The following is a 22803-nucleotide window of genomic DNA, read 5'->3' as shown; positions in this document are numbered from 1 at the left end:
TTTTGGAGTTAATAACGGCTACCGGAGCTTAATTCATCTTGCAAACGGTGCAGCAGCGCCAATCGTTGCGGGCTGATCGTGCCTTCTTCTACCCCTTTACGCATGCCACAATCTGGCTCTTGGCGGTGACGGCAGTTATGAAAGCGGCAAGTACCAATACGCTCTTTAAATTCAGGAAAGTAAGCGGGCAAATCCTGAGCGGTGATATGCGCCAAGCCAAAGGATTGCAGACCAGGTGAATCAATGAGCGCTGATTCTGTATCTAGATGATAAAAAGTAGCATTGGTGGTGGTGTGTTTACCCGCATCCAGTGCGATGGAAATCTCATTTACACGGGCGTTGGCATCCGGTAATAGGGCATTGGTAATGGTGGATTTACCCATTCCCGATTGCCCTACCAACACAGAAATATGCCCAACTAAGGCGGCGCGTAGTGGGGTGATGTCGTTGTTGAGCGCTGAAACTTCGATCACCTTATAGCCCAGATTCACAAAGTATTGCAGCCGCTCTTTTGCAGCCGTAGCCGTCGGTAAATCGCATTTATTTAAGCAGATCAGTGTTTGAATACCGCCCGCTTCGGCCGCAATGGCGCAGCGGCTGATCAGCTCGGTCGAAAAGCTAGGTTCTGAGGCCAGCACAATAATTAGCTGTGTGACATTGGCTGCGATCAGCTTGCTTTTCCATGCGTCTGAGCGATAAAGCAGGGTTTTACGCTCTAATATGCGCTCAATCACTGCTTGCTCGTCGTTCAAAATTTGGATGTCGACTAAATCACCGCAGGCGTAATCCGTTTTTTTGCCACGGGTACTAGCCCGAAGGCGCTGGCCATTAGTGCGTTCAACAATATAAGACCTGCCGTGGCTAGCGACGATACGGGCTGTTTCTGTCATGAATTCGCTTTCAATGTGAGTGCGTCCGATCTAGCGGCGCAGATAAAATCATTACGGGTGATGCCGTTGGCAGAATGAGTACTCCAGCGCACGCGGCAGCGGCTATAGCTAACGTCTAAATCGGGGTGGTGATTTTGTTGGTTGGACATCCAAGCGACTGCATTTACAAAACCCATTGTTTCGTGAAAATTTTTAAAGCGAAACGTTCTTTCAAGATAAGCATCGGTCACGATCCAGTCTTGTAGATCGGTAGATAGCATTTCAGCTTCAACTTCGCTGAGCTTTACTGCGCCATCGATACAGTTTTCGGTACTAAGGGACATGATTTATTCCTTATTATTGAGTTTCTTCAAGGCGGCAATGCGCAGTGCTGCCGGAGGATGACTATCGTAAAATAGGCTATGCAATGGATCAGGTGTCAGCGTAGCTGCATTGCCCTCATAAAGTTTAACTAAGGCATTAATAAGATCAGCAGCGGATTCTTGTTCCGCTGCGTAGGCATCAGCCTCGTATTCATGTTTCCTCGATGACATTGAGCTTAGTGGCGCAAAAATAAATGTAAATACGGGCATCACTAAAAAGAATAGTAATAGCGCTGTAGCAGTGCTACTACTATTTACCCCAAGCCCTTGATAAAACCATAGTTCTTGTTTGAGCTGGCCTAATGTCCACAACATGGCCAGCATCAGGCCGAAAGTCCACAGCATGCGTTTGGCAATATGGCGATGTTTAAAATGGCCTAATTCATGCGCTAAGACGGCGGCCACTTCGCTGGCATTTAAAGATTTAAGCAGGGTATCAAAAAACACAATACGCTTGGCTTTACCCAGGCCGGTGAAATAAGCATTGCCATGGCTAGAGCGTTTAGAACCATCCATCACATAAATGCCATTGGTTTTAAAACCGCAGCGTTTTAACAGCGATTCAATTCGCGCTTGTAAATGCTCATCACTTAGTGGTTCAAATTTATTAAAAATAGGCGCAATAAAAGTAGGAAAGGCCCACATTAATAATAATGAAAAGCTCACCCAAGTTATCCAAACCCATAGCCACCAATATGCACCCATCTGATCCATTAACCAGAGCACTCCTGCCAAAAGCGGCAAGCCAATTGCGGCTGCAACGGCGGTAGTTTTAAGCGTATCTGCGATAAAAAGCTTGCCGCTGGTGTTGTTGAAGCCGTATGAGGCTTCAATTTTAAAAGTAGAAATTAAAGTAAACGGCAGCGTAATTAAGCTATGCAGCAGGGTGAAACCTGCAATCAGTATAACGCCTGCCCAAAGTGGGGAGCTAATCCAGTCAGATAGTTGCTGATTGATCCATTCAATACCGCCACCTAGGGTAAATGCCGCTAAGAGCATCGCCTCAAATAGGTTAACGATCATGCCAAAACGCGTTTTTGCCACAGTGTAATCGGCGGCGCGTTGGTGCGATGCTTGGGTAATATGGCCATTAAATTCTGCTGGAACGCTGGCTCTGTGGCGCTTTACATGGTTGATATGGCGCATTGCCAGCCAGAGTTGCAAGATCACACTGGCCGTTAATGCAAACAGAAAGAGGAGGGAGAACTGATTAGCGTTCATTTGCAGGTAAAATAGCATTTTTGTATGTTGAATAGGGCCAAGTATGCCACAAGACAAGAACCACCTCATCTGGGTTGATATGGAGATGACTGGGCTTGATCCAGAAAAAGAGCGTGTTATTGAAATTGCCGTCATTATTACAGACAGCAATCTCAACCTGATTGCCGAGGGGCCTGTGTTTGTTGTGCACCAAGACGCTAGCATTTTGGATGCGATGGACGACTGGAATAAAAATACCCATGGTAAATCGGGCTTAATTGAAAAGGTAAAAGCATCGACCTTAAGCGAAGCAGAAGTAGAAGCGCAGCTGATTGCTTTTTTAGAAGAATACGTGCCTAAGGGCGCATCGCCGCTGTGTGGTAATTCGGTACACCAAGATCGCCGTTTCCTAGTGAAATATCTACCCACTTTGGAAGAATTTTTTCACTACCGCAATTTGGATGTTTCAACCCTGAAAGAGCTATGCAAGCGTTGGCAACCAGAAGTCGCTAAGCAATTTAAAAAGCGTGGCGCGCATACGGCACTGGCCGATATTCAAGAATCGATTGATGAGCTGAAGTTCTACCGCGAACACTTTATCCGCCAGCCTGCGGTTTAAAATTTGGCGTGGGCACGCTGCTGTGCCCACGCGGCTATCGGATATCACATTCACGCGTGGGTATAAAATCATGCCTGGCCTACATTTATTTTTATTTGAAATCTAAAGGTTTAACCCCATGTTAGGACTAGCAACTGAACTGGGCCGCGTGCTGTTGGCGCGTGGTCAAAGCGTTACCACCGCAGAATCTTGCACCGGCGGTTTAATTGCTGGGGCGATTACTGATATCGCGGGTAGCTCTGCATGGTTTGAGCGCGGGTTTATCACCTACTCCAACGAAGCCAAAATGGACATGCTTAGCGTTCCGCCAGAGTTTATCGCCAAGTTAGGTGCGGTGAGCGAGCCGGTGGTGGCCGCCATGGTGCAAGGCGCGTGTTTGCTAGCCAATGCCGAGTGGGGAGTGGCGGTGAGTGGCGTAGCTGGCCCCGCTGGCGGTAGTGTGGATAAGCCGGTCGGAACCGTGTGCTTTGCCTTTGCAGGGCCAACGGGCATTATCACAGAGCAAGAATTATTTGATGGCGATAGGGCCGAGGTACGTAAGCAAACGGTACGCCACGCCTTAATTCGCTTGATTGAACTGATTGAAGAGCAAGATTGATGGGATGAACTCCCTATAAAAATCTGTAGACACAGAGCGCGCAGAGGGGCAATACAGCACACAAAATCAGCAGAGGCCTACATTTTTTTTATGGCATAAAGGTTTTCTCTGTGACTACAGATTATTTTTGAATTGCGCCAATAAGGAAAATAAATGACTACGGTCGTTGTCGTTAAAAAAGGTGATCAAATCGCCATTGCGGCAGATAGCCAATCTACTTTTGGCGACACTCGCCTTGGTGCGGGTGATGATGCATGTTGGAATAAAATCTTTGCCGCCCATGATGGCTATTTTTCAATCGCTGGCAGTGCCGCACACGATTTAGTTTTGCAAGCCGCGCTTAAAAAAGTTAAAAATCTAGACTTTAGCGATCGACCTGCTATTTTTGAAAGCTTTAGAAAATTACATCCCAAATTAAAAGATGATTTCTTCTTAAAAGTAGACGAAGAAGAAGATGATCCTTACGAATCTAGTCAAATGACCGTCTTGATGGCCAATCCGTATGGTATTTTTGCCGTGTATAGCCTACGTGAAGTTTACGAATATCAGCGCTTTTGGGGCATAGGCAGCGGGCGTGATTACGCCATTGGTGCGATGAATGCGGTTTACGATAATCCAGATTTTAGCGCTGCTGATATTGCTAGGATTGGTATCGAAGCAGGGTGTGCCTTTGATGTTAGCTCATCCATGCCGATGACCAGTTATACGCTGGAAAAAAACAAATAAGGTAGGGTGGGCAGGTGTTTCTGCTCACGCGTTTAGTTGGCATCCCTCGCGCGGATAAGCTCAATTACCCCTCGCGCAAGTTTGTAGAGATAAAATAATGAAAGATTCACTAGAGCGTTTTTTGTTTGATGGCTTGCCAGTACGCGGCGAAATCGTGCAGCTAGATGCCACTTATAAAGAGGTACTTACCCGCCATCCATACCCACCCGTCTTACAAAAACGCATCGGCGAGCTTTTGGCTGCTGCCGCTTTACTGACCGCCACCATTAAGCTTGATGGTACTTTGGTCATGCAATTACGCGGTAATGGGCCACTAAAAATGTTGGTGGTGGAATGCACCAGCGAAATGACCATGCGGGCCACAGCGCGTTGGGAAGGGCTTATTGCAAACGATGCCACGCTGGCAGAGCTGATTGGTCAAGGCCAGTTTTCTATCATGATTGATCCACAAGATGGCGAAACTTACCAAGGCATTGTGGGCTTTGAAAAAGGCCAGAGCGTGGCCCAAATCATCGAAACCTATATGCAGCGTTCTGAGCAGTTAGATACCAAGCTATGGCTTACTGCAGATGGCGAAACAGCCGGTGGCTTGTTAATTCAAAAGCTGCCAGATGGCCATGGCGATGATGATGGTTGGGATCGTGTCAACGCACTGTCGCAGACTATTCAAGATGAAGAACTGCTAAACCTACCGCTGCGCGAAACGCTTTATCGCCTCTATAACGAAGAAAAAGTCCGTATCTTTGATCCCGTCAGCCCAAGCTTCGCCTGCACCTGCTCACGTGAACGCGTTGGCGGCATGCTTAAAATGCTCGGCAAAGCAGAAATCGAAGGCCTGCTTGCTGAACACGGCCATGTGGATGTGGGTTGTGAGTTTTGCAACGAAAAATATCAGTTTGATCAAGTTGATGTGACCCAGCTCTTTATTGGGCATGGGATTACAGAGGTGAGTCCGCAGTTGCATTGAGTTTGTTGTCCGCCATAAAAAACCGCCCTCAAAATATTGGGGGCGGTTTTTTATGGGCTAAAGCTTATTGCTCTGCAACTGGCTGTTGCCAAGGCAGGGGCACGTTGATGCCGTTGAGTAAGAAGCTACCTTTTTCTAGCGAGGCTTTGGCAGAGAGCAGACCGTTTTCGCTGCGGATCAGGTTTTGATCGGTGAGCTTATTGATCTGGCCTTCTACAAATTGCCCAGCTAGATAATCGAGATCGTCTGCCGCTACGCCACTATCTGGGCCGCCGAACATATTGCGGGCTTGCCACATCACCATGGTTTCGATCACTTTACGCGGTACCGAGAAATCGGCTTTGGCGTGCAGTTTATTCACGAATTCAACCGGTTTATCTAAGTCGGCAGGTTGGAAGCCTTTTAGGCCCACTTCGGTGGTGAAGTGGATAGAGCCATCGGGGAGTTTAACGTCAAACTTTTTGATCGCTAATAATGGGTCATGCGTTAGCAGCGGCATGCCGTGGGTTTTAACCAGCTTAACTAGCTCGTTTGAAAACTGATCACGGTTAAGCTGTTTCTTTTGTAGCGCGGTAAATTCGTCGGCAAGCTTGGCAAGGGTTGGGCCGTGTAAATGGCTGGCCGTGGCTTGTACTTCGGCTGGGCCGTAAGGTTGGTCATCTAGAACTAGCTTGGCTAAATTAATGTTTGCGCCGCCATTGATAAACTCGTCTTCCTCGCTAATTTTGCCTGCATAGGCTAGCTCTTCTAGCTTGAGCTTGATGGGTGTGCCTTCAAGTAACTGCATATCAAAAACAGCTAGTTTGGCATTGGTGCTGCCCAGCATAACGCCCGTTTTACCGCGTACATGCTCAAAGCCAAAGCTTAAATCATTAAAGGCGAAAGAGAGTTTACCTTTGGCTCCGCCGGATAAGCCTGGCGCATTGGCAAGCAGTTTGACGCTGTTAAAATCGCCGCCGTAATTCAGCGTGGCATTAAAGCCTTTCCAATTGGCTTTTACACCAGAGATAGCTTCTTCGTAATCAAAGCTAGGCACTTTAATATCAATGACGCCATCGTCATTGAAGCCGATTTTATTTTCAATATGAATGGGTTTTTGTGTGCCAAAAAACTGGGTTAAAAACTTTTGGGTTTCTGGCGAAAATATAAATTCGGATTCAACCACTGCTTTATATGGGCGTAGGTTAAATCTGCTTAGCAGCGGTAATGGGCCGTGCTTAATATTCTGGGTATAGGTGACTTCAAATTTTGGCAGCTCGGTGCCTGCGCGCTCAATAAAAAAGCGATATAGCTCAGGATTAAGCAATAGCGTGGTTTTTTCGCTAGAGCTAAACCAGCCGCGCTGATATTCACGATTTTTTACAATAAAGTAGGGCAGGCTGCTTAGCCATTCGTGCTGCTTTTGCAATGTGTTTTCTGCAGCTTTCCCTGCAACATAGGCCCCGCCAATATAGGCAGTAGACAGTATGGCGGCGGTAATTGCACTGCCCAGTAATACTTTACGTTTCACCATTTTCTCCGACATTCTAATAACAAGCTTCGTATTGGGATAGCTTGACAGAAAAACGGGCGCTTGTGGCGCCCGCTTTGATGGGATTAAATCCGATTCGCCAGTTCTACGGCTTTACCGATGTAATTCCAAGGAGTCAGCTCTTTCAGGCGGGCTTTTTCTAGCTCAGGGATTTCTAAACCATCAATAAATACTGCCAGTGCTTCGCGGGTAATGCCACTTTTACCTCGTGTGAGTTCTTTTAATTGCTCATACGGGTTTGGCACAGCATAGCGGCGCATCACGGTTTGAATTGGCTCAGCGAGCACTTCCCAATTGGCGTTTAAATCATCAAGCATGGCTTGGCGATTGACTTCCAATTTGTTCAAGCCTTTTAAACAGGCTACGTAGGCAAGCAAACTGTAACCTAAGCCCACACCCATATTACGCAAAACGGTGGAGTCGGTAAGGTCACGCTGCCAGCGGCTGATCGGCAGCTTTTGCGATAGATGTGTCAGCATTGCATTAGCCATGCCCAGATTGCCTTCGGAGTTTTCGAAGTCAATTGGATTTACTTTATGCGGCATGGTGGAAGAACCAATTTCGTTCTTATTCACACGCTGTTTAAAGAAGCCCAGCGAGATATAGCCCCAGATATCACGGTTCATATCAATAAGAATGGTGTTGGTACGGGTAAACGTGTCGTACAGCTCGCTCATATAATCGTGCGATTCAATTTGCGTACTGTAGGCGTTAAAGCTGATGCCAAGGCTTTCTACAAAGCGACGGCAGAAGCTTTCCCAATCAAAATCAGGGTAGGCGGAGATGTGGGCATTGTAGTTACCTACCGCGCCATTGATCTTGCCTAATAGCTCTATTTTTTCAATGCGCACCAATTGGCGCTCAAGGCGGTAAGCCACATTGGCCAACTCCTTGCCCATCGTGGTTGGCGTAGCTGGCTGGCCGTGGGTGCGGCTCATCATGGGCGCGTCGGCTAAATCATGAGCAAGCTCTTTAAGTTTGCTGACCATTTCTTTTAGCTTAGGCAGCATCACTGCGTCACGTGCACCTTTGAGCATCAGGGCGTGGCTTAGATTATTGATGTCTTCTGAGGTACAAGCGAAGTGAATGAACTCGCTGGCTGCGCTTACTTCCGCATTGCCAGATAAGCGTTCTTTCATCCAGTATTCAACAGCTTTTACGTCGTGATTTGTGGTGCGCTCAATGGTTTTAACTTCGAGCGCGTGCTCGGGTGAAAATTGGGCAACAACCGCATCGAGTTCAGCGATGGTGGCTGCAGAGAATGGTTTAATCTCTTCAATGGCCGCTTCTGCAGCGAGGGCTTTTAGCCAAGAAATTTCAACGGCAACGCGGTTTCTAACCAGCGCGTACTCGCTAAAATAGGGACGTAAATCGGCGAGCTGTTTTTCATAACGACCGTCGAGTGGGGATAGGGCAGTAAGGGCTGAAAGTTCCATTCTAAGCCAAGTCTCACGTCTACAAAAATCAAGGCGCTAATTTTAACACAGCCGCCGCATGCTGCTCTGTGCAAACTGCATTAGCGGAGGAATCTATTCGTAAAAAAGTTGGATGAGTGTTGTTTTTACAGGGTTTTTGTTAATTCATAGCATTTATTATGGGCGGTTTGTATCAGTATCCTACTTAGGCTTTAAGCAATAGCGTGCTTTGATGAAATCTTGTGTTGAGAGACGCCTTGGTCTGTTTGCAACGTTAGGATAAATAAGGGTGACAGCAGGGGCTGCTCTTGTAAGAATGGCGTTACAAATATAAAGAAAAGGATGGGGAAATGGACACACAAATTACACCTGACTGGCAAAACTGGATTGTGGAAAACCTAGCGAGGGGCTGCGTGCCGCAATCTTTGGTTGAAGTGATGGCGGGCAAGGGTTTTGATCCTATTTTTGCCAATGCCATTGTTTTTCATTTTTCGAGTATTTCAACGCAAGCGAAAACCGCTTTGCCTGCTGCTGCGGTGCTTGCTGCAGGCTATATTGCCGAGCGGCCTCGGTTTCCCATGCAAGGCAGCGTGATTAAAACGCATGATCGCGCAGTGCGGGTGACAGCTAGAGTGAGCGCACCAGTGGTGGCGGTGCTGGACGATATCTTGTCGCCAGAAGAGTGCGATGAGCTGGTGCGTTTATCTAAAAGCAAATTAAAGCGCTCTACTATTGTTGATCCCCAAACGGGGGCAGAAGAAGTGATCAATGATAGAAGTAGCTTTGGCACTTTTTTTAATGCGAATGAAAGCGAATTTATCACTCGCCTAGATCGTCGTATTGCTGAGGTGATGCACTGGCCGCTTGAAAATGGCGAGGGGCTGCAAATTTTAAATTATAAAATGGGTGGCGAATATAAGCCGCACTTTGATTACTTCCCTGTGGCAGACCCTGGTAGCCAAGTGCATTTAAAAAATGGCGGCCAACGCGTATCTACCATGGTGATCTATTTAAATGATGTGGATGAAGGTGGAGAAACGATTTTCCCTGAACTGGGTATGGCGATTTCACCAAAGAAAGGCGCAGCAGTTTATTTTGAATACTGTAATAGCCACAGCCAAACCGATCCATTAACGCTGCACGGTGGCAACCCCGTGATAAAGGGCGAAAAGTGGATTGCCACCAAGTGGATGCGCCAAGGGCGCTTTGGCTGATAGAGGCACATGTGTAGGGCGTTGCTTGCTGCGCCCTACACGATTCACTTCATAAAGGTGGGCTTAATTTTTTGTGCTTGTTGCGAGTAGGTGGGGCGGCATGTCAGCCCTACATTATTGATCGGCCCGCCGCAAACTGAGTGCTTCACCGTATTCTGCTGTCTGGTTAATTTGCGCTAACCAAGGCGCAATATCAATGCCGCGCTCGGCTAGCCAAGCGTCGTTGTAATAAGAATGCGCATAGCGTTCGCCACTGTCGCAAAGCAGGGTAACAATGCTGCCTCTTTGCCCTGCGGCTTTCATTTCTAGCGCTAAAGCCAGCACCCCAGCTAAATTGCATCCGGTAGAGCCGCCAACGCGTCGCCCTAGTTTGGTTGCAAGCCAGCGCGTAGCAGCAATGGAGAGCGCATCGGGCACTTGAAACATGCTGTCGATCACCGATGGGATAAACGATGCCTCAACTTTAGGCCGCCCTATCCCTTCGATTAATGAGCCGCAGTGCAGACTTAAGCCGCGATCCTTGCTGCAAAATGCATCAAAAAACACCGAGTTATCTGGGTCTACGCAGGCAATTTGGGTGGCGTGCTGGCGGTAACGCACATAGCGCCCAAGCGTGGCGGATGTGCCGCCGGTGCCGCAGCTGGCAACAATCCACTTTGGAATAGGATGCGGCTCCAGCGCCATTTGGGCGTAGATGGATTCGGCAATATTATTATTGGCTCGCCAATCGGTAGCACGCTCGGCGTAGGTAAATTGGTCCATAAAATGACCCGCTGTTTCGGCGGCAAGCTTCAGCGATTCGCTATGTAGCGTGGTGGGATCGTTCACTAAATGGCATTGGCCGCCATAAAAAGTAATGGCGGCGATTTTTTCTGGGCTGGTGGATGCTGGCATCACCGCAATAAAGGGCAGGCCTAGCAGCCTAGCAAAATAGGCTTCGGAAATGGCTGTTGAGCCGCTAGAGGCTTCAATCACTGTGCTTTTGGCGTGAATCCAGCCATTAGCCAGCGAGTACAGAAACAGAGAGCGCGCTAGGCGATGTTTTAAGCTGCCCGTTGGATGGCTGGATTCGTCTTTTAAATAAAAGTCGATCCCAGGGAAACCTGGCAAAGTGAGCGGGATTAAGTGAGTATCGGCGGAGCGGTTGAAATCAGCTTCAATGGTGCGGATTGCGCGAGCAACCCAAGCGCGGCTATCAGTCATATTCATGCTCATTTTTTTTGCAATAGCGTATAGCATTCCATGAGTACTGGCTGGATTCAAGCTAAAAGGGAATTTGTGCGGGGAGTGGGCAAAATAAAAGGCACTCTGCGTGCCTTTTATTTTTTAAAACGGAGGGTTTATTTCTTTGCTGCAGGCTTGCTGGCTTCTAGTTTAGCAGCGGGCTTAGCTGATTTTTCAGCTTTTGCAGCAGAAGCGGCTAGTTTTTCTGTTTTTGCAGCTGGGGCCGCTGTTTTGCCGCCTACTGCAACTTCAGTTTTTACTTTGTTGAAAACACCGTCTTTGATGCCAGGTACTTTTTTCAGGTCTTCAACTGCTTTAAATGGGCCATTTTTGCTGCGATATTCAACAATCGCTTTTGCCTTGGCTGGGCCAAATCCGTTGATGGCTTCTAACTCTGCTTGGCTAGCGGTGTTAATATCTACCATAGCAAATGCCATACCGTGAAGTGCAAAAGCGCTTAATAGTGCGATTAGCCATTTCTTCATGAGATTCCCTTTATTTAAGATAAACAGATGGGCCCTTAGGGCAATGCCTGCTAAATATAGCATGCCTTGTTAACCAAGTGCTTTTCGTGTCAGATTAGGTTCAGTTTATGGTTGCAATTACACCCGAACAAGCCGTGGGGCATTATGAAAATTTCCCTGTGGCATCTCTGCTTTTACCCCGTAAATATCGCAAAGCTGTGGCGGCGGTGTACCACTTTGCTCGCCATGCCGACGATCTGGCCGACGAGGGCGATGCCACGCCAGAAGAGCGCTTAGCCGCGCTGGCCGCTTGCCGTGCAGAATTAGCCCTGATGGCGGCAGGACACAAGCCCCTTACTGCGCGCTATCAGGCGCTGGCCGTGGCGACGCAGCAATATCAAATCCCTATCCAGCTTTATCATGATCTACTGGATGCTTTTACCCAAGACGTGACTAAGCACCGTTTTGCTGATTTTGGTGAGTTAATCTATTACTGCCGCCGCTCTGCCAACCCAATTGGGCGCATCTTATTGCATATTTTTGGGCTGGCCACGCCGCGAAATCTGGCTTTGTCTGACGGTATTTGCAGCGCCTTGCAGTTGATTAATTTTTGGCAAGATGCAGAAAAAGACTGGGCAAATGGTCGGGTTTATTTTCCGCAAGCTGATTTAGAGCGCTTTGGCGTGAGCGAAGCACAGATTGCAGCGGGTGAAATCAACGCCAACTGGCGGCGCTTAATGGCGTTTCAGGTGCAGCGTAGCCAAAAAATGCTGCACGCCGGAGCGCCGCTAGGCAAGATTTTGCCAGGCCGAGTTGGCTTAGAGATTCGCCTCACTATCCTTGGCGGTGATGCTATTTTAGAAAAACTGAAACTTGAGCCGGATGTTTTCCGCCACCGACCAGTCCTAGTCTGGCGCGATTGGCTTAGGCTGCTATGGCGAGCGCTGCGGGTAAAGTAAACATCGGCTAGCCCTGCTATATAGAATTTTAAAAGCGAGGGGTGGGGCGATGTTTAGGCTATGCGTGCTGCTGCTGTTATTAACGGCGTGTAAGGCGAATGAGCCAGCTAAGAGCGTGCTTTCTGGTGTGGTGATTAAAGTGCTAGATGGTGATTCCTTGATTATTCGTGACGCGGCTAATCAAGAACATGCACTGCGGCTGGCGTTTATTGATGCGCCTGAGCACAGCCAAGCGTTTGGTAGTGAATCTCGGCGTAGCCTTGATCGTTGGGCTTACCAAAAAACGGTAGAGGCGGCCGTGATGGATACCGATAAATACCAGCGTAGCGTGGTGCTGCTTCGTGTTGGGGGTAAAGACATTAATGCGGAGCAAGTGAAGGCGGGCTTTGCTTGGCATTATCAACATTTTGCCAAGGGCAAGCAAAGCACTGAGCAATTTGCGTTATACCAAGCTGCAGAAGGCGAGGCGAGGGCAGCAAGGCGCGGGTTATGGCAAGAAGCGACCCCCATGCCGCCTTGGGATTACCGCAGGGCGCATCCCAGATAAGAATGCACTCTATTTTGCCGAATCCTGCCCCTATTTTTTTAAACTAAGCCGCCTTTAACACCGCTGCTAGCCCGCTTTGCCGGATGGCTTGTTTAGTAATCGCTTTGCTGAGCACTTCGTTATTTCCCCAAATCTCTACTCTTTTCTTAGCCCGGGTTAGGCCGGTGTAGATGAGGCTGCGGCTGAGTAGTTCGTGGGCTTCGTTTGGCAATAATAGAATGACGGTATCAAATTCAGAGCCTTGGCTTTTATGCACGGTAAGTGCCAGCGCGGTTTCGTGGCTAGGTAGGCGGGCGGGGCTAAACCAACGCAGTGTGTTGCCTTCTCCTTTAAAGGCTACGCGGGGGGCGCCATCTTGAATAAAAGTCAGGCCAATATCGCCGTTATAAAGCTGCACGCCATAATCATTTTGGGTGATGAGGATGGGGCGGCCCGCGTACCAAACATCGGCAGAAATCAGGTTTTTGGCCCGCCAGTGATCTTCTAGCTGCTGATTTACCCCCATTACACCGGCTTGGCCTTCGCGTAAGGCGGTGAGAATGCGGAAGGTATCAAAGGCTATAAATGCAGCCGCTACATCGTTTTGCTGCACGGCTTGCCAGTAAGCTTGGTAGCCGCTATCACAACGCGTCAATAGGTTTTTGCTGTTGGCTTGCCAGCCTAGCTCTGGCTCGGCTTCGGCGAATAAATCATTGGGTTGCAGCAGGGCTAATGCGCCCTTGGCATCGCCTGCATTGACTAAGCTGGCCAGCTTGCCAATGCCGCCACCTGCGGCAAAACGGTGGCTGTGTTGCAGTGTCATAATCGCATTGCCAACGCAGCTGCTTGCGGCTTTACTGGGTGAAATCTCTACGCCACTGGCGGCTTTTAAGGCGGCAATAAACGCGGGGCTAGGGGATTTTAAGCTGCAAAGCTCAGCAAATACCGCCCCAGCATCTACTGCATCCAGCTGATCTTTATCACCTAATAAAATAAGCCGAGCATCGACAGGTAGCGCATCAAGTAGCTGCGCCATCAGCGCTAGATCAATCATTGATGCTTCATCCACCACCAGCACATCCAGCGCTAGCGGATTATCTTTACCGTGCTTAAAACTGCCATCCGGCCTAGGCCCAAGTAAGCGGTGCAGCGTAGATGCTGTTTCTGGAATAACCGCCAGAGTTGCCTCGGCAACAGGCAGATCAAATTTTCTCTCCCTGACCGATTCACTCATTCTGGCGGCGGCCTTACCAGTGGGGGCGGCCATTTTGATATTTAAAGTGTTATTCGCCACGATTTGTAAAGCCGCCAAAATCCGCAGCACGGTGGTGGTTTTTCCCGTGCCTGGCCCACCGGAAATCACCGTTAGCTTTTGCATCACCGCTGCGGCCGCGGCCGCTTTTTGCATATCTGGGCTGATGGCGGAAGGGGGAAATAGACTATTGAGTAATGGGGCGAGTTGCTGCAAATCTACGGTGCATTTCTCCTTGGCCAACTGGCTGAGTTTTTGCCCCACCGAGCTTTCATACCACCAATAGCGGGTGAGATAGAGCCGATCTTTATCTTGAGTTAGCGGCTTAAACTCCCCTGGCCAGCCTATCAATGGGCTACTTAATGGTGCGGCCCTAATACAACTATGCCCAGCCGCCAACGCCGCACACAGCTTGCTGAGCGTGGTTTTAAACTCATCCGATTGCGGCCCGCAAAGGCGTTCAAAACTGCGGTTTAATTCAAAGGAAAAATCTGGCATGGGGTGCTCTTGATGCGAAACGGATAAAAAAGTCTGTAGATACAGAGCGATGAAACGGACAGGGAGAAAACCTAAATCTTGAATCACAGAGAAGACGAAGAAAACATAATTTCATGAGAAAACCAAAAAATTAGCGAGGGATGCATCTTGTTTTGCCCAAGTATCCTCGCCGCGAGTAGCGCACGCGGGGCATAACAACATGCCCTCCCTACATGACTTTCAAAACCGTCACTTCCGAGTGTTTGTAGTGGGGGGCCAGTAGTACCACTGGATTTTCGATATAACCACTCGGAAATGACAATGTTTGCATCAATAAATTCAAACAGCTACATAGAAGGGTATACACAAAGATTTTCACTCGTTGTTATGTTTTTCTCAGGGCGCTGTTTTTAAACTCCTCGCCCTTTGTGGCGACGATCTTAGGTTTTAGTGATTTATTTAAACTGGCCACTACAGCGCAAACACCGCCTTAAGCTCAGCACCACTCAAGTTGCCGATCCATGTCTCACCCGTGCCAACGGCCAGATCGGCCAAGTCTTTTTTGGCTTTGATCATGTCGTTAATTTTCTCTTCAAAGGTGGCGCGGGTAATGAGGCGGTGGACTTGCACATTGCTGTGTTGGCCAATGCGGTAAGCGCGGTCGGTGGCTTGGGCTTCGACGGCGGGGTTCCACCACAGATCAAAGTGAATCACATTGTTGGCGGCGGTGAGATTCAGCCCCGTACCGCCCGCTTTCAGCGAGAGGATTAGGGCGCGCTCGGTGCGGTCATTCTGAAAGGTATCGACCATTTCATCCCGCTTAGGGCGGCTGACTCCGCCGTGCAGAAACGCTGGGGCTTGGCCAAAGCGTTGCGCTATCCAGCGCGCCAGAATCTCGCCCATTTCACGGTATTGGGTAAAGATCAGCACTTTTTCATGGTTGGCATAAATATCGTCGAGTAGCTCCAGAAAACGCTGGCCTTTGCCTGACAATTCAAAGTTATCAGCGCCATTTTTCAGATATTGCGCGGGGTGGTTGCAGATTTGCTTGAGCGCCAAAATCATTTGTAGCACCAGCCCTTGTTTCTTAAAGGCTTCCGATTCGTCACTGATGTCGGCTAAGCCTTTGCGTACCACTGATTCGTAAAGCGCGGTCTGGCTTGGGGAGAGTTCGCAGAATTGGTCTTGCTCAATTTTATCTGGCAGATCGCTAATAATGGTTTTGTCTGACTTTAAGCGCCGCAGCAGAAAAGGCGCGGTTACTTTTTTGAAGCGACCAGCCACTTGCAAGTCTCGATGTGTTTGAATCGGTGTGGCGTACTCTTTAATAAAGTGCGGCAAGGTGCCCAAAAAGCCTCGGTTGGCAAAGTCCATAATGCTCCAGTACTCGGAGAGGCGGTTTTCTACTGGCGTGCCGCTGATGGCGACAAACGATTTGGCCGTAATGCTTTTTATCGCCTTAGTTTGCGCCGCAGCAGGGTTTTTGATGTTTTGCGCCTCGTCGATCACCAGCATCCGCCAGCTCAGTGCTTTGATTTCTGTTGCCGCACTCCTGACTACACCGTAAGTGGTCAGAAGAATATCTGGCCTGTTATTAGCCAAGCTACGTTTGCTGCCGTGATAGATATCTACCGTCAGATCAGGGGCAAAACGGGCGATTTCTTTTTGCCAGTTAGTCAGCAAGCTGGTGGGCATCACGATCAGTGCTTTGTCTGTTTGCAAAGCCCCATCTTGCTTGAGCTTGAGCAGGGCGGTAATGACTTGTAAGGTTTTACCCAAGCCCATATCGTCGGCAATCACCGATCCTAATCCTAATTGGGCATTGCGATATAGCCAGTCGTAACCGCGCTGCTGGTAAGGGCGTAATGTGGCGTGGATATCATCCGGCAGGGGCGATTCGCCTGCGTCGGCCAGCTGTTTCAACAAGCTTTGCGCCGCCTGATCCAGCGCCACTCCAGCGCCAGCATATTCGCCCGCCAATGCAACCCGCACTAGCTCTGCGCCGCTGACTTTAGGGGGCTTAAGTAGTTGCGCCTGTAGCTTGGCAATCTCAGCCGGATCAAGGAAAACGTATTCACCCTTGAAACGAATCACACCACTGGCGCTTTGCACTAACTGCTCAAACTCATCGAAGCTTAATTGATGCTCGCCAATCGCCACCGTCCAGTTAAAGTTAAACAGATCGGCCATAGACAAAAATCCACCAGTATCCGTTGGCGTACCCGTGACTTTCATCGACAGCTTAGGGCGGAGTATCTTTTCTAGCGCCTTGGGCAAAATGGCGCGGATACCCAGTAGCCGGATGATGGGCAGTGTTTCTTGCAACAACTGCGGCAAAGCATCGCTGCTGATAGAGATCGGCTGGCTGGCGCGTGATTTTAAATAGGCATTAATCGGCGGGAAAAAATCCGCCAGTAAGGATACGCTTTGTAAAATACTAAAACGGCGGGCCTGCCAATCAGCGTCGGTCAGAATAGTGCTGAGTGCTATGGGTTTATCTGTGGTATCTGCTGACTTGTTAGTTACGCCAAGAGCGAGAGAAAAATCGGCCTCATCGTCTTCTGTCAGCCACAACACCGGTGCATAGTCGCGCTGCCCCAGATGAAAACGCGATAGCCATTGAAGAATACTGCCGGGGATTTGGCTTTCGCCAACGCCATTAAAGCGGGCGTTGCCATTAATAAAAAACAGCTGATTCACCGCACTACTACTGTCACTATTCCATCCCTCTCGCCAAATAAAGTCACCCAGCATCAGGGAGCACAAGGTCACGGCCTGCTGTAAGGGGGAAATAGATTGTTGTTCTACAGTAAGGATATTTGCCGAAGCAGGTAGGGTGGCAGCGAGTGCAGACATTAAGGCTTTTACGCTAGGATCGAGTAATGCCGGTAGCCATAACAAGCCAATGTCGGTTTTATTGCGCTTGAATACCTGCGGTACTACCGCGCCTTTGCTTAGCAAATACAAAGCAGTCAGGCGCAAAGTGTGCAGTGTTGCGAGTTCGGGCTGTAGGTCAAGTAAGGCTTGCGGCGCGACCTGTGGCAGCTTGTCTAATAATGTAGAGAGTATTTTTACGCTTTTTATGCCATTTAGCATAAGCGGGCCATTACTACTTATATTTAATTTTGGTTTGTCAGAAGCACAAAATACCGGGCTGTCAGTCGACGATTGTAATAATGCCCGCTCTGCTTCTCTGGCGATTTTTTTTAGCGTTTTTTGATAAACAGTAGTGAAATCTTTTCCGCCATAAAATGACGTATTAGCTGGCAGTACCGAAATCAAAGCGTCCATTAAGTTGGGTATCTGGGTGAAGTCAATAGCTTGCATTGACTCTGCTGGGATGCCCTCATCGTTAATGGTGAGTACAAGTTCAGATAAACTCGGCAGCGTATTGCTTTGCTCGCTAATGTCAATATTGCGCTTCTTTAATTCATCGACCAGATTCAAGCCGCGCAAGGAAAACACGAGGAAGGGATTACCATCAATTTCACGCGATAGCATATTGATGGTGGCAGCCAAATGCTTACACGGCACGGCCCAATCTGGGCAGGAGCACTGCATGGGCAAGTCTTTCCATTGGCTTGGAAAAACCGCAATGCCCAGTTGCTGGGCCAAATCTAGTACGGCTGGGTCTAGATCACGGTTCATGAGCCGTGCAATCAAGGAAGGATCGGCGGCGACTTCATCCAGCAGGCGGCTTTTATCCTGAGCCGACCATTGCGGCACATCGATTTTAATTTGATAAGGCTGGGGGCGGCTGCCTTTTACTTTGGCGGCAATATGCCCACCCAAAACTTTCAAATCCTTAACCGCGCCTTTATTGGCATAAGCACGACCGCGCGGCAAACGATTATCGTAATCCAGCTGGGATAAGGCGTTTAGCCATTCCCCACCCCACCAAGTTTGCCCGTATTTCATGATGGCCATGCTTATCCCTACTATTTTTGAATGTGTTTAATTAGTAAGTCAGGCACTTTTGCGGCGACAGTTTTACTGATCTTTTCCAGTAGGGCCAAATCAATCTGCTGCATTTTGCAGGTTTTTGCTAAGTGCTGGGCAATATGGATCAGCAAATGCGCGGAGACTTCTGCATCGGCTTCTGCCCTGTGGGCTGTGCCTTGAAAGCGAATGCCTAGGCTTTGGGCGATGGTGGCGAGTTTGTAATTACTCATGCTGGGGAATAAGCGGCGCGATAGTTTAAGTGTGCAGTGTAGGCCTTGGTATTGCGGCAATAGATTGACGCGCTGGCTTTCGGCCAATAGAAACTTTGAGTCAAAGCTGGCGTTGTGCGCCGACAGCGCATCGCTGCCGATAAATTCGATCAGCGCCGGAACCACTTCGCTGGCTGGCGGCGCTTTGTTGACCATGGCTTGGCTGATGCCGGTGAGCTGGGTAATAAAGGCCGGAATACGCACGCCGCAATTGACTAAGGAGACAAAGCGATCAGTAATTTTTCCGTCCACAATCCGTAGCGCAGCCACTTCGGTGATTCGGTCAGAATAGCTGATGCCGGTGGTTTCAAAATCCAGCATCACGATAGGGCGGTTGAATGAACTCATAAATCCTTTGAATAAATATTCACAACTTAAGGTGGGCAACAGGCGGCCGTGTTTCATCTCTTATGTAGGCTGGGCACAGGTGCCCAGCCTAATCGGGAGCTTGGTTTAAGGTTTGGGTTTATTTATGAACCCTATCCCCCATCAACGCCGCTTCTATCTGATCCAATAACTCCATGCTTGGGCGGTTGAAGTAGACGCCGCTTTGGCCGTTTTGCTCCCCCATGCCACGCATAAATAGGTAGTACACGCCGCCAAATTGATCGTCGCTAAAGTGGGGCAAGCGCTGGTGCAAAAAGCGCCTGACGGCTGCGCTGTAGATCAGGTATTGCAAGTAATAGTGGTGCTGGGCCATGGCGGGGATGAGTTGGTGATAGTCGCCAATTGAATTGCCTAGCCAATTGCTTTTGTAATCCAAAACGTAATAAGCGCCTTGGTATTCGAACACCAAATCGATAAAGCCTCTTAAAAAACCATTGATATGGAAAAAATCTAGCTGCTGTGCGGCCTGTTTAAATTCTGTGGGTAGGCTGTAGTGCTGTAGCGCAGCGATCAGGCTGGCGCTTTTGCAATGGCCTACGGCGTAAGTGAATTCCATTTCGGCCACGCGAGCCGATGCGGGGATGTCGCGTAGGCGTAGCGCGTTGCCATCTAGCGCTGCGCCTACGGTGTTTTGTACCATTTGGCTAACCACTTCTAACCAGTGCGACGGTATGCCGTGCCGCTCTAATTGCCTGCTGACTTCTAGATTTAAAGCGTCGATATTTTGCCAATCCCACTCTTCTAAAATGGCGTGCAGGCAAGTACCGGCCACGGTGGCGGCGGCTTCACGCTCTGGAAAGCTAAAAATGGAGCGCTCTGTGCTGATTTCGGGCGCGCTGCTTTGGCTATCGTGATCTGGGCCTTCCGTAGCATGATGGCGCTGACTAGATGTTAAGCCAGAAAAGCTGGCGACTCGCCATGTGGGATAAAGCGTTTTACCGTGATAGGGCTTAAATAGCAGCGGCTCGCTCGGCTCGGCTTTAAGCCCTAATCGGCCCTTGGGCGCGTCTTGTATGGCAAAAACGGCGGGCTGATCGATGCAGAGCTGGCTGATATCCGCCAGCAGGGTTGGGTGATCATAGCTTTTAAGCTGCTCTTTTTGAGCCTCCAGTGGATCATCCGTTTCGCTCTTAACAGGGTGCAGCAACCATGCCAGCGCCGATTGAGCCAAACCATCGCTAATCGTATAGCCGCGATTATCTTTTAGCCCCACATTGCCCCATACCACATAGCAGCGATTCCTTGCGCGGGTGAGGCCCACATACAGCAGGCGGAGTTTTTCTTCAAAGGCTTCGCGCTGGCCAAGCGCTTTGTGCTGATCCAAATCTTCGCTGCCTAAATCTAACCACGCTTGTTTATCGGCATGAAAACGTACCGATTTACTTTGGCGGCCCAGCAGGCGGCCATCCCATAAAAAGGGGCAAAACACGATGGGATATTCCAGACCCTTGCTGGCGTGCAGGGTAACGATGCGCACGCGGTCTTCATCGCTTTCTAGCCTGAGCAAAGCTTCATCGCCTGCATTGCGGCTTTGGCGGCTAAACCAAGCTAAGTGTTGCTCTAGGCCAGTGGCTTTGTGTGCTTGTAATAGCTCGGCTAATTGCAATAGATTGGTTAGCCGCCGCTCGCCATCCACGAGCGATAAGAGCCGCTGCGCCACATTTCGCCCATCCAGCCCTTGGTATTCCAGCCACTCTCTAAACATCGGAATAAACCCCTGCGCTTGCCAGGTTTTTTTCCAATGGGCAAAGGCATCCGAGATATTGTCCCAGCCACTGATTTCCAGCCGCAGCAGGTCCGCAGCATTAGACCCAAGCAGGGTAGAAATCAGCGCAGCCCGCAGCAAGCCTTGGTTGGCAGGCTCCGCGATAGCGGCCAGCACGCTGTATAAATCTCGTGCTTCTTGCGATTCCCAAACGCTATCCCTTACCCGCAGCACGCTGGCGATGCCCCGCGCACTGAGCGCGTCTTGCATGGTTTTAGCCCGGAAACGATCCGGCACCAGCACGGCAATATCGCCGCCAGAGATGGCTTTATCCACGCCTGCGCCGCTCATTCTTGCCACACCGCTGAGTAGTTTTTCAATCTCTGCCGCCGTGATTTGGGCGGCTAGGCTATTGGCGGCTTCTTTGCTCCAGCTGATTTGCACGCCTTTTTCTGAGACTTGCTCTGGCTCAGGTAAAAGCTGAAAGCGAAACGGCGCGCTGATCCCATCTTCTCCAGCGATATGTAATTCTGGCCTTGCTTTACTGGCCGCATGCACTGCCGTAAAGCTGACGTGTGGATCGACAAAGGCTTCCTTTGGTCTTAAAAAAAGCGTGTTCACCGCTGTGACTAAATGGGGCACCGAGCGCTGGTTGGTGTCTAGGCTTTCTTTGGCCTCAACCAGTTTTTCGGCTTGGTGATAGGCGTGAATATCCGCGCCGCGAAAGCTGTAAATCGCTTGCTTAGGATCGCCCACTAAAAATAGCGGAGTATTGCCATCGCTAAACACATGGGAAAAAATGTCGTACTGAATGCCATCAGTGTCTTGAAACTCATCAATCAGCGCGGCCTTATAACGGCGGCGTATGGCCGTAGTCAAGCGATCGCCATCTTGCAAACCTTGCCAGACGCGCAGCAAAAGATCATTGAAGGAGAGTTGCTGGCGGCGGGCTAGGCGCTCTGGCAGCTCGCTATCGCAGCGGCGGCGCAGCTCGGCCAAGGCATGTTTTTCTTTAAGCTGACAAATGCCGCTTAAATCGCTGATTAAGCCCGCCAACTCTTCTACCGCATCAAAAAACGCATGGCTTGGCGGCGTGCCGGTTTTTGCCGTACCGCTGGCGAGTTTACTGCTACTTAATTTGCCTAACTCCTTGCTGTCGATATCCTGCCAGCCGCCATTGCTGGCGATATGGTCATCAATCAGCAAAAAGACTTTTTCTAGCTGTTCTGGCTTATAGCTGGTTTGCTTGAGCTCTTTTTTAGCGGACATCTCGAGCAGCATGGGGCGGATGCTGGCGGCGTTTTCCAGCCAAAGCTGTTGGTAGCGCGTAAGAGTATGAGGAAGGGCGGCGGCCAGTGCGTGGCTATCTGGCAATGGCGGCAGCGCTACGGTATGCAGCAGCGGCTGGCCTAAATAGCCATATACCACCCGTAGCCATTCCTCTGGGCTGGCCTTACTTTTTAATAGGTATTCGGTGTAAGCACTATCCGCAGGGTAAACCTGCTCGCGCCAAAAATCGGCGGCGATTTCATCTAGCACGGGGCCAATATCGCTCAGAATCTCCATACCAAAATCGGCACCGCTTTCAAAGGCCGATTGCACCAACACCCGCTGGCAAAAAGCGTGGATGGTATGGATGGCCGCCTCGTCTAGGCTGGCAATGGCGCGTTGCAGGCGGCGGATGATTTCTGGGCGGCGCTCTCTATGCTGATCAAGCAGCGTTTGGCAAAAAGGATCAAGCGCCTCATCCCCCTCAAACGATTCCAATACCTCCGCCAGCCGGCCACGAATCCGATCGCGCAGCTCGGCGGTGGCGGCCTCGGTAAAGGTCACCACCAAGATCTCTGGCACTCTTAAACCGTGCTCAATCACTAGCCTTGTATATAAACCTGTAATCGTCCATGTTTTACCCGTCCCCGCGCTAGCCTCAATCATATGCGGGCCTGCCAGTGGCATATCAAATAGGTTTAAAGGGCGAAGATTCATGGGTATTCCAGAAGGGGCGGAGGATGAGCGGTAGGGGGATTATAAAGGGCTAGGCGGCCTTGGTGATGAAGCTGAGTGATATCTTGTTTT

At 49.7% G+C, this 22803-nt stretch carries 18 protein-coding genes; 7 read left to right on the top strand and 11 right to left on the bottom strand.

Features of this window, described 5'->3' with window-relative positions:
- Positions 1-8 precede the first annotated feature (8 nt).
- The 3 genes from rsgA to C1H71_RS04840 are packed head-to-tail and all read right to left on the bottom strand — an operon-like array spanning position 9 to position 2491.
- A complete protein-coding gene (gene rsgA, locus C1H71_RS04850; RefSeq protein WP_130105562.1) occupies positions 9-890 on the bottom strand; it encodes a ribosome small subunit-dependent GTPase A in 882 nt (293 codons plus the stop codon).
- Positions 887-1213 carry a 4a-hydroxytetrahydrobiopterin dehydratase gene (locus C1H71_RS04845; RefSeq protein ID WP_130105561.1) on the bottom strand — a complete coding sequence of 109 codons (327 nt, stop codon included), beginning with the start codon at positions 1211-1213 and terminating at the stop codon, positions 887-889. Before C1H71_RS04845 ends, rsgA begins: the two co-directional genes overlap by 4 nt.
- A 3-nt stretch (positions 1214-1216) precedes the next feature.
- Entirely contained in the window at positions 1217-2491 is a 1275-nt protein-coding gene (locus C1H71_RS04840) for a M48 family metallopeptidase (RefSeq protein WP_262488394.1), read from the bottom strand.
- 25 nt (positions 2492-2516) lie between these two features.
- Here C1H71_RS04840 and orn point away from each other — a divergent pair, with 25 nt between their 5' ends.
- The 4 genes from orn (at position 2517) to hslO (ending at position 5362) form a co-directional block, all read left to right on the top strand.
- Positions 2517-3071 (top strand): oligoribonuclease, encoded by a 555-nt coding sequence (orn, locus tag C1H71_RS04835; RefSeq protein ID WP_130105560.1) that lies wholly within the window; start codon positions 2517-2519, stop codon positions 3069-3071.
- 118 nt (positions 3072-3189) lie between these two features.
- Positions 3190-3669: a CinA family protein gene (locus tag C1H71_RS04830; RefSeq protein ID WP_130105559.1), complete on the top strand. Its 480-nt coding sequence runs from the start codon at positions 3190-3192 to the stop codon at positions 3667-3669.
- A 153-nt stretch (positions 3670-3822) separates the two neighbouring features.
- Positions 3823-4395, top strand: coding sequence for an MFS transporter (locus C1H71_RS04825; protein ID WP_130105558.1), 573 nt, complete (start codon positions 3823-3825; stop codon positions 4393-4395).
- Positions 4396-4492: 97 nt separating this feature from the next.
- On the top strand, positions 4493-5362 hold the full coding sequence (gene hslO, locus C1H71_RS04820) for an Hsp33 family molecular chaperone HslO (RefSeq protein WP_130105557.1): 870 nt from the start codon (positions 4493-4495) through the stop codon (positions 5360-5362).
- Between the two features lie 64 nt (positions 5363-5426).
- Here the strand turns inward: hslO and C1H71_RS04815 are convergent, their stop codons facing one another.
- Together C1H71_RS04815 and purB are read right to left on the bottom strand one after the other, a co-directional pair.
- Positions 5427-6875, bottom strand: coding sequence for a YdgA family protein (locus tag C1H71_RS04815; protein WP_188053593.1), 1449 nt, complete (start codon positions 6873-6875; stop codon positions 5427-5429).
- An 83-nt stretch (positions 6876-6958) separates the two neighbouring features.
- Complete coding sequence (purB, locus tag C1H71_RS04810; RefSeq protein WP_130105555.1) at positions 6959-8329, bottom strand: adenylosuccinate lyase; 1371 nt, start codon at positions 8327-8329, stop codon at positions 6959-6961.
- Positions 8330-8658: 329 nt separating this feature from the next.
- Here purB and C1H71_RS04805 point away from each other — a divergent pair, with 329 nt between their 5' ends.
- The gene (locus tag C1H71_RS04805) at positions 8659-9522 is read left to right on the top strand and encodes a 2OG-Fe(II) oxygenase (RefSeq protein ID WP_130105554.1); all 864 of its coding nucleotides are present in this window, start codon (positions 8659-8661) and stop codon (positions 9520-9522) included.
- A gap of 114 nt (positions 9523-9636) precedes the next feature.
- Here C1H71_RS04805 and C1H71_RS04800 read toward each other — a convergent pair whose 3' ends face one another.
- Both C1H71_RS04800 and C1H71_RS04795 read right to left on the bottom strand, forming a co-directional pair.
- Positions 9637-10725, bottom strand: a complete 1089-nt coding sequence (locus tag C1H71_RS04800; RefSeq protein ID WP_130105553.1) for a PLP-dependent cysteine synthase family protein — start codon at positions 10723-10725, stop codon at positions 9637-9639.
- Positions 10726-10862: 137 nt separating this feature from the next.
- Positions 10863-11231, bottom strand: a complete 369-nt coding sequence (locus C1H71_RS04795; protein WP_130105552.1) for a ComEA family DNA-binding protein — start codon at positions 11229-11231, stop codon at positions 10863-10865.
- 107 nt (positions 11232-11338) lie between these two features.
- On the opposite strand from C1H71_RS04795, the gene hpnC reads away from it, so the two are divergent.
- Together hpnC and C1H71_RS04785 are read left to right on the top strand one after the other, a co-directional pair.
- Positions 11339-12169 carry a squalene synthase HpnC gene (hpnC, locus tag C1H71_RS04790; RefSeq protein ID WP_130105551.1) on the top strand — a complete coding sequence of 277 codons (831 nt, stop codon included), beginning with the start codon at positions 11339-11341 and terminating at the stop codon, positions 12167-12169.
- 49 nt (positions 12170-12218) lie between these two features.
- Positions 12219-12716, top strand: a complete 498-nt coding sequence (locus C1H71_RS04785; RefSeq protein ID WP_130105550.1) for a thermonuclease family protein — start codon at positions 12219-12221, stop codon at positions 12714-12716.
- A gap of 43 nt (positions 12717-12759) precedes the next feature.
- On the opposite strand, the gene recD is transcribed toward C1H71_RS04785, so the two are convergent.
- From recD to recB, 4 genes are all read right to left on the bottom strand, one after another.
- The gene (recD, locus tag C1H71_RS04780) at positions 12760-14445 is read right to left on the bottom strand and encodes an exodeoxyribonuclease V subunit alpha (protein WP_130105549.1); all 1686 of its coding nucleotides are present in this window, start codon (positions 14443-14445) and stop codon (positions 12760-12762) included.
- 450 nt (positions 14446-14895) lie between these two features.
- Positions 14896-18351, bottom strand: coding sequence for an SNF2-related protein (locus C1H71_RS04775; protein WP_130105548.1), 3456 nt, complete (start codon positions 18349-18351; stop codon positions 14896-14898).
- 11 nt (positions 18352-18362) lie between these two features.
- Positions 18363-18983: a 3'-5' exonuclease gene (locus C1H71_RS04770; RefSeq protein WP_130105547.1), complete on the bottom strand. Its 621-nt coding sequence runs from the start codon at positions 18981-18983 to the stop codon at positions 18363-18365.
- Positions 18984-19101: 118 nt separating this feature from the next.
- Positions 19102-22713: an exodeoxyribonuclease V subunit beta gene (gene recB / locus C1H71_RS04765; RefSeq protein ID WP_130105546.1), complete on the bottom strand. Its 3612-nt coding sequence runs from the start codon at positions 22711-22713 to the stop codon at positions 19102-19104.
- Between the last annotated feature and the right edge of the window lie 90 nt (positions 22714-22803).

The sequence above is a fragment of the Iodobacter fluviatilis genome (genome assembly GCF_004194535.1).
Classification (GTDB): Bacteria; Pseudomonadota; Gammaproteobacteria; order Burkholderiales; family Chitinibacteraceae; genus Iodobacter; species Iodobacter fluviatilis_A.
Note: the sequence above shows the minus strand (reverse complement) of the source record. Positions and strands in the feature narration are given on the sequence as shown.

What these genes read in the sequence shown, in the direction of transcription:
- C1H71_RS04815 (WP_188053593.1), bottom strand. Translation starts at nt 6,875, where the DNA reads ATGGTGAAACGTAAAGTATTACTGGGCAGTGCAATTACCGCCGCCATA.
- C1H71_RS04775 (WP_130105548.1), bottom strand. Translation starts at nt 18,351, where the DNA reads ATGGCCATCATGAAATACGGGCAAACTTGGTGGGGTGGGGAATGGCTA.
- C1H71_RS04800 (WP_130105553.1), bottom strand. Translation starts at nt 10,725, where the DNA reads ATGACTGATAGCCGCGCTTGGGTTGCTCGCGCAATCCGCACCATTGAA.
- hpnC (WP_130105551.1), top strand. Translation starts at nt 11,339, where the DNA reads ATGGTTGCAATTACACCCGAACAAGCCGTGGGGCATTATGAAAATTTC.
- hslO (WP_130105557.1), top strand. Translation starts at nt 4,493, where the DNA reads ATGAAAGATTCACTAGAGCGTTTTTTGTTTGATGGCTTGCCAGTACGC.
- rsgA (WP_130105562.1), bottom strand. Translation starts at nt 890, where the DNA reads ATGACAGAAACAGCCCGTATCGTCGCTAGCCACGGCAGGTCTTATATT.
- C1H71_RS04770 (WP_130105547.1), bottom strand. Translation starts at nt 18,983, where the DNA reads ATGAGTTCATTCAACCGCCCTATCGTGATGCTGGATTTTGAAACCACC.
- recD (WP_130105549.1), bottom strand. Translation starts at nt 14,445, where the DNA reads ATGCCAGATTTTTCCTTTGAATTAAACCGCAGTTTTGAACGCCTTTGC.
- C1H71_RS04795 (WP_130105552.1), bottom strand. Translation starts at nt 11,231, where the DNA reads ATGAAGAAATGGCTAATCGCACTATTAAGCGCTTTTGCACTTCACGGT.
- C1H71_RS04805 (WP_130105554.1), top strand. Translation starts at nt 8,659, where the DNA reads ATGGACACACAAATTACACCTGACTGGCAAAACTGGATTGTGGAAAAC.
- orn (WP_130105560.1), top strand. Translation starts at nt 2,517, where the DNA reads ATGCCACAAGACAAGAACCACCTCATCTGGGTTGATATGGAGATGACT.
- C1H71_RS04845 (WP_130105561.1), bottom strand. Translation starts at nt 1,213, where the DNA reads ATGTCCCTTAGTACCGAAAACTGTATCGATGGCGCAGTAAAGCTCAGC.
- C1H71_RS04840 (WP_262488394.1), bottom strand. Translation starts at nt 2,491, where the DNA reads ATGCTATTTTACCTGCAAATGAACGCTAATCAGTTCTCCCTCCTCTTT.
- C1H71_RS04825 (WP_130105558.1), top strand. Translation starts at nt 3,823, where the DNA reads ATGACTACGGTCGTTGTCGTTAAAAAAGGTGATCAAATCGCCATTGCG.
- C1H71_RS04785 (WP_130105550.1), top strand. Translation starts at nt 12,219, where the DNA reads ATGTTTAGGCTATGCGTGCTGCTGCTGTTATTAACGGCGTGTAAGGCG.
- purB (WP_130105555.1), bottom strand. Translation starts at nt 8,329, where the DNA reads ATGGAACTTTCAGCCCTTACTGCCCTATCCCCACTCGACGGTCGTTAT.
- C1H71_RS04830 (WP_130105559.1), top strand. Translation starts at nt 3,190, where the DNA reads ATGTTAGGACTAGCAACTGAACTGGGCCGCGTGCTGTTGGCGCGTGGT.
- recB (WP_130105546.1), bottom strand. Translation starts at nt 22,713, where the DNA reads ATGAATCTTCGCCCTTTAAACCTATTTGATATGCCACTGGCAGGCCCG.